The following is a 16,610-nucleotide window of genomic DNA, read 5'->3' as shown; positions in this document are numbered from 1 at the left end:
TTTGTTTGGTTAGTTAATCTGTCTAACTAACGACAGACATAACCCCTAGTTAAAGATAATCACAGTTAGATAATATTGTAAATTAATAAGTTGTCAGAAAATTAAAAATGGTATTTTTATACTATTACATGTGGTAAAATGGCACTAATTGGATATTTTACTTACTAATTTAATATCTACACCTGCATAAATACCAAAAACAGCCAATATACCTAATTATAATTAGTTTTTAAATTTTCTGAACTTAGTAGTTGTAAACGATTACAAATTATTATATATTTTTAGTTAATTAGTAAAACTTACTAACCAAAAAGATTAAGGCCGTGATGTTATGAATGTAAGTGGAACGACCATGCAAGTAAAAACGCTCAACAAGAAGCGAGTGCTTCAATGCATTCAGGAAAATTCACCGATCTCGAGAGCAGAAATAGCGGTGAAAATGAATATTAGCAAGCCGACAGTCTCTTTGTTGGTAGATGAATTGATCCAGGAAAAATGGATTTTTGAAAAAGGGATTGGCGAGTCGACTTCACAGGGCGGGAGAAGGCCGATCCAGCTGTGCTTCAATGAAAAAGCAGCGTACATCATTGGAACGGACATAGGCGGAACAAAGGTAAAGACGGTGATCTGCGATTTGAATGGAAACATCGTGGCGAGCAGCAGTTTCAGCACCTGCCAACATCTTGAGACAGGTTTGCTGAAGCAGATTGCGAAAGAGATTGAATGCATGATCAAAAAGGAAGGCCTCGATTCCGGAAAGATTTTAGGCATGGGCGCAGGGGTGCCAGGGATCACAGAAACGAAGAGCGGAATGGTCATGGAAGCTCCAAGCTTGAACTGGGTCCGCTACCCTTTCCTGACCGAAGCACAGCGTTACATTCCATTCCCGGTCCATGTCGACAATGATGTCAATGTCGCGGCACTTGGAGAGCAATGGCTCGGAAATGCGAAAGACAAGCAAAACGTCCTGTTCATCGCCGTCGGAACGGGAATTGGAAGCGGGATTATCATCAACAATCAATTATATCGCGGAGCATCAAGCGCTGCCGGTGAAATGGGCTATATGGTGACAGACAAAAATGATATGAAAAATGAATTCCGGCCGATTTTTCATCGATATGGCTATCTTGAAAGCGTTGCTGGAGGGAAATCGATCGGAGACCGGCTGACGAAATGCATCCAGCAGGAGCCGGACCATCCTCTGCATAAGCAGGCACTTGCATCAGAACTGCCGGGGGAAATGGCCTTTAAGCTGGCGAAGACCGGCGATCCGCTTGCGCTTAAGGTGTTAGAAGAAGCAATCGAGCATTTGGCCTATGGCATCGTGAATGCTGCTAGTTTGCTAAATCCAGAGGTTGTCATTTTAGGAGGTGGTGTTTTAAAATCATCGGAATTCATCCTGCCGAAGCTGCAGGAAATCGTAAACCAATACCTTCCTAGTTCAGTCCAGCTGAAGACGTCCCAACTGGGTGACAATGCAGGGGTCTTAGGTGCAGTGTCACTGTTCATGAGGGAGCACGAAAGTTTGATTAAATACCATTAATGAGGGGGAATTTTTGTGAAACACAAGAAAAAGGTTTCGATTATTACGGCATTGACTTTGTCTGCATCGCTCATGCTCGCTGCGTGCAGCTCTGATGAAGGCACAAGCAAGCCAGCGTCCGGAGACAAAGGATCCAAAGAGAAGCTAGAAGAAAAAGTGGTCATTTATTCTCCGCATGGAAAAGATATTTTATCAGAATTCGAGAAGCAGTTTGAAGAGAAATATGATGTCGATGTTGAGTGGCTGGATATGGGTTCCCAGGAAGTCCTTGACCGCGTCCGTTCCGAAAAGAACAATCCTCAGGCTGACGTTTGGTGGGGCGCTCCTTCTGTGATGTTTGACCAGGCGAAGGATGAAGGCCTTTTGAAGCCTTATGAGCCTTCGTATTCCAGTGCCCTGGCTGACGGCTTCCATGAAAAAGACTGGAACTGGTCAGGAACAAGCCAGACACCAGAAGTTATCATGTACAACAGCAAGGAGCTTTCTAAGGAAGAAGCACCGAAGGATTGGGATGAACTGCTTGATCCGAAGTGGAAGGATGAAATCATTATCCGTTATCCACTCGCTTCCGGAACAATGAGAACGATTTTCTCAGCGATGATTTACCGTGATTTTAAAGATTCCCAGGATACAGCTAAAGGTTACGAATGGCTGGAAAAATTAGATGCGAATACGAAGGAATACTCTGCGAACCCGGAAATGATGTACAACAAGGTTGCCAAGGGCGAAGGCTCTGTATCTGTCTGGGCGATGCCAGATGTTGTTATGCTGAAGGAAAACAAGAACTATCCATTTGAATTCATCGTTCCAGAAAGCGGAACGCCAGTATTGACGGAAGGGATCGCTTTAGTCAAGGATGGCAAGCACCCGAAAGCTGCGGAAGCATTCTATGAGTTCGTTAACACACCGGAAGCGGCAAAGCTTTTAGCTGAAAAATACTACCGTATCCCGACTCGCGATGATGTGAAGGATCTGCCTAAGTGGATCACCGACACAGAAATCAAAGCAATGGATATCGACTGGAAAGTGTTCCAGGATAACAGCGATGCATGGATGAAGCATTGGGATGAAAACATTAAGAGCGGAGACAAAGAAATCAAAGAATAGGAAGTGTGCGGTATGGCGTCGATTAACATAGAAAATGTCCAAAAAGCCTTCGGAAAAGTCATTGCAGTGGATCATCTGAACCTGGAAATCAAGGATGGCGAGTTCTTCACCTTCCTCGGTCCAAGCGGATGCGGCAAGACAACGACCCTGAGGATGATCGCGGGATTCTATTATCCGACCAAGGGTGTAGTGCGATTTGGCGATAAAGATATGACGCGTGTACCTCCTGAAAAAAGAAATACGGGCATGGTTTTCCAAAACTATGCCCTTTTTCCTCATATGACGGTATTCGAAAATGTAGCCTTTGGATTGAGAGTGCGAAAAATCGCCTCTGGTGAGTTGAAAGCGCGGGTCCAGGATGTGCTTCGCAAAGTCAGGCTCGAACAATACGCGGATCGTCAGGTGAGTCAGTTGAGTGGAGGTCAGCAGCAGCGCGTGGCACTGGCAAGGGCATTGGTGATCGAACCGGAAATCCTTTTGCTCGATGAACCGTTGAGCAACCTGGATGCGAAGCTTCGGGATGAAATGCGCGCCGAAATTCTCCGGCTGCAGAAGGAATACAAGATTACGACGATTTACGTTACCCATGATCAGGCAGAAGCATTGTCGATGAGCGACCGTATCGCTGTGTTCAATTTTGGCGTCTGCCACCAGGTCGGAACACCTTCTGAGATTTATAATGAACCAGCGAATGACTTTGTTGCTAGTTTTATAGGAGAGATAAATCTTTTGCCTGTAAAAGTGGATGGATTGGACGAGGAGCGTGTGAACGTTTCGGCTGGTGAGGATCAATTTGTTGTACATAATACGCCATTCAATTTTAACAGGGAGCATGGAGATGGGGAGCTGGCGCTTTCAATTCGTCCAGAATCCGTGAAGATTTTGGCTGAGAAGGCAGACCGACACAATGTGTTTGCTGGAAAGGTCGAGGACGTCCAGTTTTTCGGGACGATCATCAATGTGCGGGTTCGCGTGAACGGATTGCTGCTTGAGGTGAATGTGCTGAACCATGTGTCTGCCAACCTGAAGCCTGGAGCGGATGTGTGGGTCGAGCTGCCTGCCGATCAAATCAGGCTCATCCCGGTGCTGAGCGGTGATGCGTCATGATGAAGAATCGTGATAACCGGCTGACATTTTATCTGCTGATTCCTGTCTTGCTCGTGCTGATTGCTTATGTCCTGTATCCTTCGCTGCGAACGATTCTGGAGAGCTTGCGGCTGGATGGAGGAATTGGTCTCGGAAACTATCAGGACTTTTTCACTCAGGAATCGAAGACGAATTTACAAGCATTGTGGAATTCGGTTTATATTTCGGTGCTGAGTGTGCTTGCCAGTGCAGCGATCGGGATACCGCTTGCGTTTATTTTTAACCGATATGACTTCCCGGGAAGAAGCTTTTTCTCGACAGCTGCGATCATGCCGATTGTTCTTCCTTCGCTGGTAGGGGTTATGGCCTTCATGTTTTTGTACGGGGAAACAGGCCTTGTCCCAAATGCGATCAAGGATTTGTTAGGGCTTAAGGAAGTTCCTTTTAAAATTGGCGGGATTTCAGGCATCCTGATTGTCCACGCCTATACGATGTATGTGTATTTTTACATGACGGTATCGTCTGCAATCAATAAAATCGACCCTTCGCTTGAGGAGTCAGCCTATAATCTGGGTGCTAGCCGGTTCCAGGTGTTCTTTAAGGTGACATTTCCGCTATTGACGCCTGCGATTGTGGCGGCATCGTTATTGGTATTCATGATTTCGATGGCCTCGTTCAGTGCACCGTTCTTGTTGGCGGGTGGATACCGCGTACTGAGTCTGCAAATCTATTTTTCCAAAATTAATGGAGATATGGAGGTTGCCGCGACTCAATCTGTCATTCTATCGATCGTTTCCATCGCGTTCTTGTTATTCATGCGCTGGTACCAGAACCGGAAGGATTACCGGATGGCCACGAAAGGGATTGGGGCCCATCGCAGTGAGGTGAACAATCCGGTGTTGAAATGGACGATGGTTGTGGTTGGAATCGTTGGCGTAATCATTTTGCTGCTGCCTCATTTTACGATCCTGCTGCTGTCTTTGGTCCCTGATGGTACGTGGACATGGCAGACGTATCCTTCGGTGTTTAACTTTGAAAATTATCGATTGCTTTTACAGGATCCGGATATTTTTAAACCGTTGAAGAACAGTTTGATTTTGTCGGTCATTGCGACGGCCGGGAACCTAGTGTTTGGTGTGCTGGCTTCCTATGTACTGGTAAAGAGAAAGTTTGTTGGTAAAAGTTTTGTCGACATTCTCGTGATGATTCCATGGGCACTGCCAGCGACCGTTATCGGGATGAACTTGATCTTTGCTTTTAATGAACCGAATATTTTCTCCTTCGGGAATATTTTGGTCGGGACGTTCTGGATTCTTCCTCTGGCTTATTTTATCCGGCATATTCCGTTGGTGGTACGTTCAACGAATGCGGTTTTGGAGCAGCTGGATGATTCGATTGAGGAAGCTTCTAGGAGCCTGGGAGCGAAGTGGTTCTATACATTCAGGAAGGTTATTTTACCGATTATCATGCCAGGTGTCCTGTCGGGAACCTTGCTGGCATTCGTGGAATCGGTTGGGGAATTCCCTACCTCCGTTCTTTTGTATACTTTGTCGAACCGGCCAATCTCCATTGAGATCATGAACCAGCTAAGGATGTTCAATATGGGGCAGGCGGCTGCTTATGGGATGATTCAGATTACCTTGATTGCCGTTGTGCTGCTGATTTCGAATAAGTTCTTTGGGGTGAAGGCGGAGAATTCGCTGTCTTAAGGCAGAAGATGATGAGGCAGAGCTGCCAATATTATATAGAAGAAAACCGGCATGGTCATTGCCAGAAATCGGAGATGAAACTATGAACAAGCTAGAAGAGTTTATCAAGAATGAAGGGGCGGCATTCCCGGGGAAGACCTATGTCGAAGAGCTGCTGAAGCCTGTATTCAACGACCAGCGGGACTACTTGTTCCATGTCATGTTTGATATCCACCGGGCGCATGTGATCATGCTGGCAGAGCAGGGAATCATTGAAAAAGCTGAAGCGAAAGTGATGCTTGAAGGAATCAATAAGGTCGCGTCGACTGATATTGGCATTTTGAGCTACCAGCCGCAATTTGAGGATTTGTTTTTCATGATGGAAGCCAAGATTGGCGAGGAAATTGGTGCCGAGTTGGCTGGTAAAATCCATATCGGCCGAAGCCGGAATGACATGGGTGTGGCCATGTATCGATTAGTTTTGAGAGAGCATCTTGTCAATCTGTTAGGCAGTGCCTATCAATTGAGTGAGGTGCTGCTTGACCAAGCAGAACAGCATAAGGACACGATTATTACAGGATACACCCACACACAGCCAGCCCAGCCGACGACCTTGGGGCATTATTTACTGGCAATTTGTGATGTGTTGAGCCGGGATATCGGCAGGTTGTGGTCGGCTTACCGGACGGTCAACCAGTCCTCGTTGGGGGCTGCTGCATTGACGACAACAGGCTTTCCGATCAGTCGGGATCGTACTTGCGAGCTGCTGGGATTTGATCGGGTTGTAGAGAATTCCTATGATTCAATTGGTGGCGCTGATTACCTGCTGGAGACTGCTTCTGCATTGATGACAAGTATGGTTAATACAGGCAGATGGATCCAAGACTTTTTGTTACATGTTACACGCGAATTTGGTTCGTTTTATGTTGCCGATCCATACGTGCAATGCAGCAGTATCATGCCGCAGAAGCGAAACCCGGTTTCTATCGAGCATTCTCGTTCCATTGCTAGCAGTGCCTACGGAGATGCGTTGGCCGCTTTCAATATGGTGCACAATACACCATTTGGGGATATTGTTGATACTGAAGATGACCTGCAGCCGCATTTGTATCGTGCGTTTAATAATGCCAATAGGGTTTGGAAGCTGATGTATGCGGTTATTGCTACTTTGAAGGTGAATGGTGAGCATACAAAGGAAATGGCGAAGAAATCCAGTATCACGATTACTGAGCTGGCAGATACATTGGCGCGTGATTATGGAGTTCCATTCAGGAAGGCCCATTCTATTGCTAGTTACATTTCCAAGCAGACGGTGAAGGAAAGCAAGGAATTGTATGAGTGGGATGTTGAAGCCATTAATACGGTCATTCAAGGATTTGTGGAAGTGCGGTTATCGGAGGCCGAGTGGCAGAAGATTATCTCGCCGGAGTACTTTATCGAGATCCGCAGTTTGCAGGGAGGACCGAGCCCTAAAGAAGTTGCGCGGATGATAGGAGTGCGGAAAGAACAGTTGGAGTGGGATTTAGAGGCGTATACAAGTGTTGTTCAGACATTGGACGAGAAGAGAGAAAAGCTAATCAGTTTCACACTTTAAAGCGGTGGGGGTCAGACCCCCACCGCTTTAAAGTGCTGAAGGAACATGGTCATGCTATTCCATCATTAATGCCATTTCCATCGAGGTCGACGTGTGGATCTGTTGTGTCGGGAATGTTGTCGTGGTCCATGTCAAAAAAAGGATCATTGCTGTCAGGGATGTTGTTTTGGTCCAGATCCAGTGTATGTTCATACCGATCAGGCACGTGATTGTGATTGATATCAAAGAAGGAATCTCGCTGATCTGCTATGTTGTTCCCGTCTAAATCTACATGGAAATCAAGGGAATCCGGAATGTGATCATGGTCCATGTCTATGAATGGATCGGTTTGCTTCCAGCCTGCTGGACGAAATGGATTATTAAACATAGGTGCATCTGTCTCCTTTATCCAAGGTTATTCGTTAAATCTCCATCTGGGTTCGTTTGGTCGTAACCGCCGCCTTCATCAACAGTAAGGTCATCTGAAGTGTCCCCGTCTCCATCTCGCCAGTAATCATCGACGACTGTTCCATCAGAACGGGTGTAGCCTTGCACATGATGCGGATTAACAAAATGCAGGCCAGGATCACTTGTAACAACATCCTTGTCGAATAGGTTTTCTTCCGCTTCGTTTCCTTCAGTTGCAGAGGCACCAGCTTTCAAGTCATCCAACAATGGATCATTTGATTTGAAGGGGTTTTTGAACATTGATACTCACCTCATTTTGGAATTGTTGAATTGGCAGGTTGGCCATCAATAGGTTCTGATGAACTTCCTCGACCAACTCGCTCTTTTTTGTTACAACCGTTTCATCTATTGGCATTTGCTTAAAGGCATGGATTTCCGCCAACCGGGATAAAAGAGCTTCGTTGACAATCCTGTTTTCTAGGTACGGCTCATATGCTGCAGCGACCTGCTTAAAGGACGCGAACAACTGCTCATTTACCTCAGAAAGATAGTAGGGCATCATCGTCTCCATGAAGTGATCGAATGCATCCAATGCTTTATCAACATAAAAATCCAGCTTTAGATTTTCATTTTCCTTTCGGATTTGCTCTTGTTTCTTAGAATCGAAGAAAGAAAAAATAGCATTCGCACCCATGAAAATCCCCAATGGCAGCGACACAATTGCTGCGGCTGCGAAGGCCAGCCCGCCGTTTCTCAATGCCCGATTCCTCGCAAAATTCTCCATTTCTTTTTTAGGGATGATAGCGAATGAGACCGCATTTAAAGCGCTCTGTACTTCGGCAATATGGCGTGACATATGCGAACTCGATCCAACGAGCTGGCGTTGCATGAATTTAAAAGGCGATGGGTCATGGAAACCGTCAATCTTTTGAAAAAGTGCATCCTGCTCTCTTTCCAGCATGGCCGGAAGATAAATAGAGGCCTTGTCCATCATTTGCTTTTGCGACTGCAATCCATAGTAAAGAAGGTTGATTAGTTTTACATTCTTCACTTCTTTTTCGGTTTCCTCTTTTTGTATTTGGTCGATTCCTGATTTAATCGCAAATAATTGTCCTAAATAATGATAAAGAATCAAGTCATTCACCTGGCGGCCCCAGCTGGTAAACAATTGCTTTGGCAGGATGTCCGCAAGCTGAGGCAACTTCTTTTTCATAAAAGAATGATAAAGGATTTCTTTTACATGTATCGCCGGGAGGAGAACTTCAAGTTCAACATCCTTCTGTTCCTCTTTAAATAGGAACAAAACCTTTGAAAAAATGGTCTCATCAGATTGTTCAATCACTGCAACATTCGTGATTTGGTCTGAAGGAATTTTAATTTGAACTTCACCATCCTGGAAAAAATAAACCCCTGATTCATCATTCTTCAGGATAAAAGGAGTCCTATCATCAAAGAAACCGATATTTTGGTACGTGAATTCTTTTTCAAAGCTGTCTGCAAACAAATCATGTAAAATGGTTGCTTCCGCCAATTCATTCAGGACCATGATGGAATCCTTGAATACAATAAAATACTGATCCTCAAGGGAAAACGTATCCGCTCCGCCAAGTGGGATGCCTTCTGTAACCGCCAAAGAGTGTTCGCTGAAAAAATGAAAGTTATTATCATTATAAAAAAGGCTAATCGTCTCATTGGTAAACTCTTCACCAGAAAACAGACCATTGATTGTACCGATTGAATTATGAAGCACTCCGCTGTCATGCTTGACTTGGTCAGTTCCAAGAATCGTATCGGTACCGTCGGCAGAGACCAACGCGCTCAGTCTAAAAGAAATCAAATGGGCTTTTTCAGAAATAACCAGTAGTTTATTATATTTGCAGTCAAAGAAAAATAAATCCTCGTTTGGATTGAAAGTCTTGGTATTACCAGAAATTTCATTTGAGAGCATATATTCGCCATTATTGTATGCAAGGATAGCGGGGGAGCTGATAGAGAATCCTTCCGCATCCTGTTCTGTTACATGGACTGATGCCAGCTTTGAGTTAACTGGTAGGGAGCTAAAGATACTGTCCGTTTTTTCAAGGTTAGATGTAAGAACAATGTAGTGACTCCTCTCTGTAAAAAATACTTCGAGTTCATCAACTGTCTCACCTTCAAAAAAGAACAAGCCTTTCAATAATACGATTCCCTTTGATTCATCAAGTTCAAAGGCTTTCACATTTGAAAAAGAGATCAGTAAATTGTCATTTAATTTAAGTTCACTTTGTTCAAATGCGCATATACCTGATAAAAACCTATCTTTATGTTTTACAATGCAATTTTTATTGCCTGAATATGTAAAAGAAGTTTTGTGATCGAACTTTTCATAGAACTCAAGAAACTCCCCAAATGCCAAATACTCGTTAAAAGATAGAGTGGTTCCGCTGCCTGGCTTTATTACTGCCTGCGAGCCATCCAGATTCACCTCCAACTTTTGATACGGGTGGGACGCATCATATTGCACCACTTTCTCAGACCCGAACATACCGCCCGAATCATAAGCAAAGACCCTCCCCTTATTCGTAAAATGAAGGGAATGTGAACCAACAATAGACTTATTCGGAATCTCAAAAACCCAACCAGTACGAATAACAGACTCCCCGTGATTAAGCAACCTAACAACCGCACTCTCCACCATTAAGACAACACCTCTAGATAGTAAAATAGACACTCAATCTAAATATCGGCAAACAAAAAGGAATTTAAAGGAAGAACATGGGGACGGTTCTCGTGTTCCATTTTTAAAAATTAAGATTATATGAGTTAAAGGATATATGACAACGCAGCGTTGCCCATAATTCCTTATTGAGTAGAGAGGGAAATTTCAGTCTTCTCTGCTTTTTTATAGTGCTTCATTTTCAGCAATAAAATCAGTTTCACTCAGATTCCATTTCAAATAGCTCACCGAAATAAACCTCCTGAAATTTCTTGTTCAAAATCCCAGTATAGTAGGCAAATGGATTTTTTACCGTGGCAGAAGCCTTCAGATTACGAACGAGCTGCTTGAATGAATCGAGCGACACCGATAATAGAATTTCAACTTCGTTTTCGTAGTTATGTCGATATGCAGAGATCATCGCCATTCTCCAGAATTCTTCGATTGCCTTCGCTGTTGGGAAGAAGTATTTTACTAGTTCCGTGAAAGGCTTTGGTATGCGGTCGCTTACAAATAGATGGTCTTCGGGTGCTTTATTAGGTGCAGCGGTTTTCATGCTGACAGATTTCTGAGTTGTTGTTACTGAAATAGCATCATTTTCAAGAGGTTCACTTTGAACAGGCAATGTTTCACGTTTATTGTTCTTTTTAATGTTAGTTTTAGAAGGAATGATAGTTTTATTATGGTGGGTCAATTTTTCCTCGTACTATAGTTCGTTCATGGGAAAGCGATTGAATACATATAAGTTGCTGGACTGGGAGCCGTTTTTACGCTCAGTTTCATAGACTGAGAAAATCCCAATCTTGCTTGTTTTGATAATCATTCTTTTAAAAGTAGAACGGGAAATCATGCCGATTTCACCCTATTCCTCATAGATTGCCTTGAGCACGGTTCCAATTTTCGCATTGGCGACTCCAGAAATCTTCGCAGCAAAACGAGCCAGCCGCTTCAAACCGATCAGCTCACCCTTCGTGAAATAATGCTTCTTATCCGCCATCCACATTTCCATATGATTGTTGAATTACCCCAATGAAGCAAACTGTGAATACTCCTCAAAATTATCAATGCCACCCGATTTAATCGACATTTAACATGCACCACCCTTTCACTGTCTATATAAGTAGGAAAGGGCAAAAAGGACAGGGTAGTCAGGGAGAGTTTGTGGCTAATTTGTGAACTTATGTTATGGAAATGTGGACGGTGTTCAAGCCACCAAAAAAGTAGAGTCATAATTGAAAGACAGTATATCTTTGAACAGAAAGGCTGCCCTGTTCAACCAATCATATTGTTATGTCAGCTTAATTACTTGAATGATTTCAAGGGTAATACATGCATACAGCGGATGAAGCGTTGGAGGAAGCGGTGAAATTACCTTTAGAAGAAATATTGACTGATAAGCTAGAAGCACAGGGCGCGCATCCCTGTGCTTCTCCTCTTTTAATTTTCCAAATTTCCTTTTACAATCCCACATGATGTTGCAGTAGAGCAACGCTATTTAAACCTCTATCAGGAAATTGTCGTATTTTTTTTGAAAAAAATTCTCCAAATAGGAAAACTATCTACTAAATTGCATAAAAGCAACACTTGTTGCGGTATTGCAACAAGTTTCTATTGAATATATAGTTTAAATATTACAAAATGTTTGAAATATCAGCATTTTATTACAATTTTTAAAATTGGCACACTTCTTGCATTATAAATTTATGAGTGAATCACTCAGAGGGAGCGGGAGAATTGTTAGTAAAAGAAGCGATGACTCGTACTTCTATTAAGTATTTTGAAAACGATTACATCACACGTGTTGCTCAAGGGTTGATTGAAAACCAAATGAAAGGTGGGCTGGTATATAACATAAGAGATGAATTGGCAGGTTATTTTTCAGAGCGCGACCTCTTAACCGGTTTATTGGAAGACAGAAAAGTCCTGTCTGATATTTGTCAGACAACCTTATGCTTTCTTAATGAATCTGATGAATTACAAAATATAGTAGTTGAAGATCAGGAGATATACCCGGTCCTCAACAAGAATGGACAGGTTACTGGATTCCTGACAAAAGAAGAGTATCTGGACGCCTGTGCCAAAGCTTCACTTGTTAAACTTAGCCGCCTTGATGCAATTTTTAATTCTGCTCATAATGGCATCCTTTCCATTGACCTGGAGGGGAGAATTACTTCGATGAATCCTCCGGCAGAAAAAATGGCTATGACAAAGAAAGAGAAGGCGATTGGGAAGTTTTTGACCGATGTTGTAACACCAAGTGGATTATTGAATGTGATCCGTACGGGCAAAGGGCACACAGAAAAATATCAAGTGGGGAAAAGAAAGTACTTAACTCATCGGACGCCTCTTTATGATGGCAAGAAACTTGTAGGTGCGGTAGGAGTATTTCAGGATATTTCAGAAATTGAATTCGTGTCCGATGAATTGGAATCGGTAAAGCAGCTTGTAAAAGAACAGGAAACCATTTTGGATAAGACAACAGACGGTATTTGCATTACGGATGGAAGAGGTACCATTCTTAAAAGCAATCAAAGTTTCCGTCAGCTGTTTAATCTTGATCAAAAAGCAAATTGTGATGCTCCTGAAGAGATCAAAGATGTAATTCATCAGGCAGAAGTGAAAGGCAAGCCGCATAACGTGATGGGAAAAAGCAAGGACAATAATAACTCTTTATTTATTACCGCAAATCCTATTAAAAATAGCAAAAATCAGATTGAAAGAATAGTCATCAATGTTAAAGATATGACCGAACTTGATTCACTAAGAAATGAACTCGAAAAAACGAAATCTATTTTGGCAAATTTGAATCCTCTAGGTAAATCTGATTCTTTCATAGCTCAATCTTCAGAGATGAAGAGGCTGTTAAAAACTATTGAACAGGTGGCTAAAGTAGATGTAACTGTGCTTTTAACAGGAGAGTCCGGAGTAGGGAAAGAAGAAATTTCCAGGCTGATTCAACAATCCAGTCCAAGGTCAAAAAAGCCGTTTATAAAGGTAAACTGTGGTGCCATACCGGAAACACTAATGGAATCAGAACTATTTGGTTATGAAGGAGGCGCTTTTACTGGAGCTTTAAGGAAGGGAAAGGCCGGTTTGTTTGAACAAGCAAATACAGGAACTCTCTTCTTGGACGAGATTGGGGAAATACCGAGTCACCTCCAAGTTAAGCTTTTGCGAGTGCTGCAGGAAATGGAAATAACCCGGGTTGGTTCCACAACACCAACAAAGATCGATGTCCGGGTTATTGCGGCTACTAACAGAGATTTGCTGGAATTAGTTAGTGAAGGAAACTTTCGGGAGGATTTATTTTATAGACTAAATGTTATTCCAATTTCAATTCCTCCTCTAAGGAGGAGAGCCGAGGATATTCCGCTGCTTATTGATACGTATGCAAACATGTTTGCTGCAAAATATGGAAAGAGCCTCCAGTTTAGCAAAAAAGCGATACAAGTTCTCACCAATTATCAATGGCCTGGAAACGTTCGGGAACTGGTAAACATAATTGAGAGAATCTATGTAACATCAGTAAGCAAGGAAGTTGATGAGCAGGATGTGCTTTCTTTGTTCAGCAAACCTAATGAGCAAAAAGCGACTGACCATAAAGCTATTGTTGTAAATACAGTTTTGCCTCTTAAAGATGCGGTTGAAGAACTTGAAAGGGAGCTTATCCACAAGGCATCTCTAACAGAAAAATCATACCGGGGCATTGCAAGAGTGCTTGAAGTAAATCCTTCTACCATTGTTAGGAAGGTAAAAAAAATGAAGGGGGAAGCTTAATCATGAGAACATTGCAGCCAATTGTATCCCCTCAAAATATAGCCATCGTAGGTGCTTCAGAGAGATTCCATCAAAATGCCGGGCGTGTAATGGTTAATCTTCAAAAATCAAACTTTTCCGGAGAGATCTTCCTGGTTAATCCCAACTATAAAAGTATATCAGGAATTCCATGTTATCCGAGTGTGTTGGAAATTGAAGAAGAGATTGACCTGGTATGTGTAATCGTTCCCTACTTACATACCCCGAAAATATTAAAAGAGTGCGTAAAAAAACAAGTGAAAAGTGTAATTATTATTAGCTCAGGTTTTTCTGAAAGCGGTCCGGATGGAATTACCAGAGAAGAAGAGTTAAAAGAAATTATAAGAGGGACTAATATAACAGTTTATGGTCCAAACTCACCGGGTTTCTATCACTTTATCGGAAATTGGGGAATCTCTTTTTCACCACGTTTCGAGCCCAAATATTTCCGGAAAGGATCTGTTGGGCTGATTAGTCACGGAGGCAGTATAGGCAGAGCTGTACTTGATGCAAATGAAAAAGGACTTGGGTTTTCTTATTGGCTTTCTCCTGGCAACGAGATGGACATCAATATGAATGATTGCTTTGAGTTCTTGATAGATGATACTTCAACAGAAACCATTCTATTAATCATTGAATCCATTTCAGAAGAGGAACGTTTTTTCCGTCTTCTGCATCAAGCCTATATCAAGCAGAAGCCAGTTATTCTGCTTCCGATCGGACATTCAGAGATTTCCAGGATAGCAATAAAGCATCATCTCGGAAGAAATAATGGCTATGCAATTCCATGGGATATGGTTAACCATCCAGGGTTATTAAAAGCTGAAAGCATCGACGAAGTCGTAGCAATTTCCTGGCTGTTCGATGCATACAAAAAAGCAAAAGGAGAACGCACTGTTATTTTTTCATGGGCAGGAGCGACATCCATTTACTTGGCTGATTTATGCGATAAATACGGAATTCCGCTGCACCCTTTGTCAATAGAACTTCAGCAGCAAATCATCGACATTACAGGTATTAACAAGTCATTTATGAATCCGTTAGATTTGACCACGATTGTCTATGATGACCTATCCAAATTGACTTCTTGTTTGGAAGTTCTATATGAATCAGGAGATTTTGATAATATTATTGTCCCTTTCCCTTTTCAAGTAGACTATCAAAATGAAATTCTCTCAGGACAAATTAAAAAATTAATGAATGAAAGCAATTGTCGATTTATCCCTATATTTATGTCTCAAGGATATCAGAACGAACTAGCCATTGACATATTAAAAGAAACAAAAAAACCATATTTTTTCCATGAAAGTACGGCAATTAAGTCACTTTCTGCCTATTTGAAGTATTCTGCTTGTCAAAAACAAAAGGAGGGTTTAAATGAAAAAATTATTAAATCCAGCTGATGCTCTCAAGCATATTAACAGTGGCGACACTTTGCTGGTTGGAGGATTCGGGCTTTCGGGCACACCGTTGACTCTCATTGATGAATTGTCTGTTTCAGATAAACGGGACCTTACAGTCATTAGCAATAACCTAGGCGAAGAGGGCAAGGGATTAGGAAAGCTCTTGCTGGAGGGGAAATTAAAAAAAGCAAAAGGATCTTATTTCACGACGAATCGCGATGCTGTTAAGGCTTGGTCCAAGGGGGAGTTGGAAATTGAATTAATCCCTCAGGGCACATTAGCAGAAGCCATTCGCTGCGGCGGCGCAGGCATCGGCGGATTCTATACAAAAACTGGTGTGGGAACCAAACTTGCTGAAGGCAAAGAAGAAAAGGTAATTGATGGCGAGACTTACATCTTTGAAAAAGCCATCAAAGGGGATGTGGCGATTATCAAGGCGCTTAAGACTGATACCCTTGGGAACTTAATTTATGACAAGACGGCAAGGAATTTCAACCCTGTTATGGCAACGGCAGCAAAAATTGTGATTGCTGAGGTGGACGAAATTGTAGAAGCAGGAGCTTTTGCTCCTGAAGAAGTGGTTACGCCGCATCTATACGTCAATTTCATAGTCATAAACCGTTATGTGAAAAAAGGAGGGAGATACGTTGAGTCAGTCTGACAGAATAACAATCGCCAAGAGGGTAGCGCAGGAATTAAAAGAGGATGAAGCTGTCAATTTGGGAGTCGGCATTCCGACTATAATTCCAGATTATCTTGGTGATAAAAAAGTTTACCTTCAATCTGAAAATGGCCTTTTGGGAATGGGGCCGACACCAGCTGATGAAGACATTGATATGGATTTGATCAGCGCGAGTAAAAAACCCATTTCCATGGACATCGGTGCTTCCCTCTTTGACAGCTCGGATTCCTTCTTGATGATACGCGGCGGGCATATTGATACTGCTGTCCTCGGAGCTTTGCAGGTGGATGAAACCGGGGAAGTTGCCAACTGGGCGGTACCCGGTGAAACGATTCTTGGAGTAGGCGGAGCCATGGATTTAGTTGCAGGAGCTAAGCGCATGATCATTGCTTCCATGCATTTATCAAAAGACGGGAGCCCGAAAATTGTTAAAAAACTTTCATTTCCCAGCAGCGGAGTAAGAAAGGCTGACATGATTGTAACCGAGCATGCTGTATTCAGGTTTATTGAAGGGAAAATGTATCTTGTCGAAATTCTCTCCGATGTCTCTGTTGAGGAATTGAGAGAAATGACGGATGCTCACTTTTCCTTGTTAGAAAAAACAAAAATAAAAGCAAATTAAGGGGGATT

Annotated in this window: 14 protein-coding genes; 9 read left to right on the top strand and 5 right to left on the bottom strand. The window is 42.6% G+C overall.

Features of this window, described 5'->3' with window-relative positions; genetic code table 11:
- Positions 1-352 precede the first annotated feature (352 nt).
- The 5 genes from AABM38_RS22390 to argH all read left to right on the top strand — a co-directional run bounded on the left by AABM38_RS22390 (position 353) and on the right by argH (position 7,018).
- Positions 353-1,543, top strand: coding sequence for an ROK family transcriptional regulator (locus AABM38_RS22390; RefSeq protein ID WP_423408363.1), 1,191 nt, complete (start codon positions 353-355; stop codon positions 1,541-1,543).
- 15 nt (positions 1,544-1,558) lie between these two features.
- Entirely contained in the window at positions 1,559-2,650 is a 1,092-nt protein-coding gene (locus AABM38_RS22385) for an extracellular solute-binding protein (RefSeq protein WP_423408362.1), read from the top strand.
- A gap of 12 nt (positions 2,651-2,662) precedes the next feature.
- Positions 2,663-3,757: an ABC transporter ATP-binding protein gene (locus AABM38_RS22380; protein WP_423408361.1), complete on the top strand. Its 1,095-nt coding sequence runs from the start codon at positions 2,663-2,665 to the stop codon at positions 3,755-3,757.
- Positions 3,754-5,445 carry an ABC transporter permease gene (locus AABM38_RS22375; RefSeq protein ID WP_423408360.1) on the top strand — a complete coding sequence of 564 codons (1,692 nt, stop codon included), beginning with the start codon at positions 3,754-3,756 and terminating at the stop codon, positions 5,443-5,445. Before AABM38_RS22380 ends, AABM38_RS22375 begins: the two co-directional genes overlap by 4 nt.
- A gap of 82 nt (positions 5,446-5,527) precedes the next feature.
- Complete coding sequence (gene argH / locus AABM38_RS22370) at positions 5,528-7,018, top strand: argininosuccinate lyase (protein ID WP_423408359.1); 1,491 nt, start codon at positions 5,528-5,530, stop codon at positions 7,016-7,018.
- A gap of 49 nt (positions 7,019-7,067) precedes the next feature.
- Here argH and AABM38_RS22365 read toward each other — a convergent pair whose 3' ends face one another.
- The 5 genes from AABM38_RS22365 to AABM38_RS22345 form a co-directional block, all read right to left on the bottom strand.
- Positions 7,068-7,385 carry a hypothetical protein gene (locus AABM38_RS22365; RefSeq protein WP_423408358.1) on the bottom strand — a complete coding sequence of 106 codons (318 nt, stop codon included), beginning with the start codon at positions 7,383-7,385 and terminating at the stop codon, positions 7,068-7,070.
- A 17-nt stretch (positions 7,386-7,402) separates the two neighbouring features.
- Positions 7,403-7,705, bottom strand: coding sequence for a hypothetical protein (locus tag AABM38_RS22360; RefSeq protein WP_423408357.1), 303 nt, complete (start codon positions 7,703-7,705; stop codon positions 7,403-7,405).
- Complete coding sequence (locus AABM38_RS22355) at positions 7,677-10,082, bottom strand: hypothetical protein (protein ID WP_423408356.1); 2,406 nt, start codon at positions 10,080-10,082, stop codon at positions 7,677-7,679. The genes AABM38_RS22360 and AABM38_RS22355 overlap by 29 nt, the downstream gene beginning before the upstream one ends.
- A gap of 238 nt (positions 10,083-10,320) precedes the next feature.
- Entirely contained in the window at positions 10,321-10,794 is a 474-nt protein-coding gene (locus AABM38_RS22350) for a hypothetical protein (RefSeq protein WP_423408355.1), read from the bottom strand.
- A 168-nt stretch (positions 10,795-10,962) separates the two neighbouring features.
- Positions 10,963-11,109, bottom strand: coding sequence for a hypothetical protein (locus tag AABM38_RS22345; protein WP_423408354.1), 147 nt, complete (start codon positions 11,107-11,109; stop codon positions 10,963-10,965).
- Between the two features lie 725 nt (positions 11,110-11,834).
- On the opposite strand from AABM38_RS22345, the gene AABM38_RS22340 reads away from it, so the two are divergent.
- The 4 genes from AABM38_RS22340 to AABM38_RS22325 are packed head-to-tail and all read left to right on the top strand — an operon-like array spanning position 11,835 to position 16,602.
- A complete protein-coding gene (locus AABM38_RS22340) occupies positions 11,835-13,877 on the top strand; it encodes a sigma 54-interacting transcriptional regulator (protein WP_423408353.1) in 2,043 nt (680 codons plus the stop codon).
- Positions 13,878-13,879: 2 nt separating this feature from the next.
- Complete coding sequence (locus AABM38_RS22335) at positions 13,880-15,298, top strand: CoA-binding protein (protein ID WP_423408352.1); 1,419 nt, start codon at positions 13,880-13,882, stop codon at positions 15,296-15,298.
- A complete protein-coding gene (locus AABM38_RS22330) occupies positions 15,273-15,959 on the top strand; it encodes a CoA transferase subunit A (RefSeq protein WP_423408351.1) in 687 nt (228 codons plus the stop codon). The genes AABM38_RS22335 and AABM38_RS22330 overlap by 26 nt, the downstream gene beginning before the upstream one ends.
- Entirely contained in the window at positions 15,946-16,602 is a 657-nt protein-coding gene (locus AABM38_RS22325; protein WP_423408350.1) for a 3-oxoacid CoA-transferase subunit B, read from the top strand. Before AABM38_RS22330 ends, AABM38_RS22325 begins: the two co-directional genes overlap by 14 nt.
- Positions 16,603-16,610 lie beyond the last annotated feature (8 nt).

It is taken from the genome of Heyndrickxia sp. MSNUG, from assembly GCF_049532715.1.
GTDB lineage: Bacteria > Bacillota > Bacilli > Bacillales > Cytobacillaceae > Mesobacillus.
This window is presented reverse-complemented; position numbering and strand designations above follow the sequence as displayed.

Coding starts and splice junctions, on each gene's coding strand:
- AABM38_RS22375 (WP_423408360.1), top strand. CDS start 3,754: ATGATGAAGAATCGTGATAACCGGCTGACATTTTATCTGCTGATTCCT.
- argH (WP_423408359.1), top strand. CDS start 5,528: ATGAACAAGCTAGAAGAGTTTATCAAGAATGAAGGGGCGGCATTCCCG.
- AABM38_RS22345 (WP_423408354.1), bottom strand. CDS start 11,109: ATGGAAATGTGGATGGCGGATAAGAAGCATTATTTCACGAAGGGTGAG.
- AABM38_RS22335 (WP_423408352.1), top strand. CDS start 13,880: ATGAGAACATTGCAGCCAATTGTATCCCCTCAAAATATAGCCATCGTA.
- AABM38_RS22355 (WP_423408356.1), bottom strand. CDS start 10,082: ATGGTGGAGAGTGCGGTTGTTAGGTTGCTTAATCACGGGGAGTCTGTT.
- AABM38_RS22330 (WP_423408351.1), top strand. CDS start 15,273: ATGAAAAAATTATTAAATCCAGCTGATGCTCTCAAGCATATTAACAGT.
- AABM38_RS22365 (WP_423408358.1), bottom strand. CDS start 7,385: ATGTTTAATAATCCATTTCGTCCAGCAGGCTGGAAGCAAACCGATCCA.
- AABM38_RS22360 (WP_423408357.1), bottom strand. CDS start 7,705: ATGTTCAAAAACCCCTTCAAATCAAATGATCCATTGTTGGATGACTTG.
- AABM38_RS22390 (WP_423408363.1), top strand. CDS start 353: ATGCAAGTAAAAACGCTCAACAAGAAGCGAGTGCTTCAATGCATTCAG.
- AABM38_RS22380 (WP_423408361.1), top strand. CDS start 2,663: ATGGCGTCGATTAACATAGAAAATGTCCAAAAAGCCTTCGGAAAAGTC.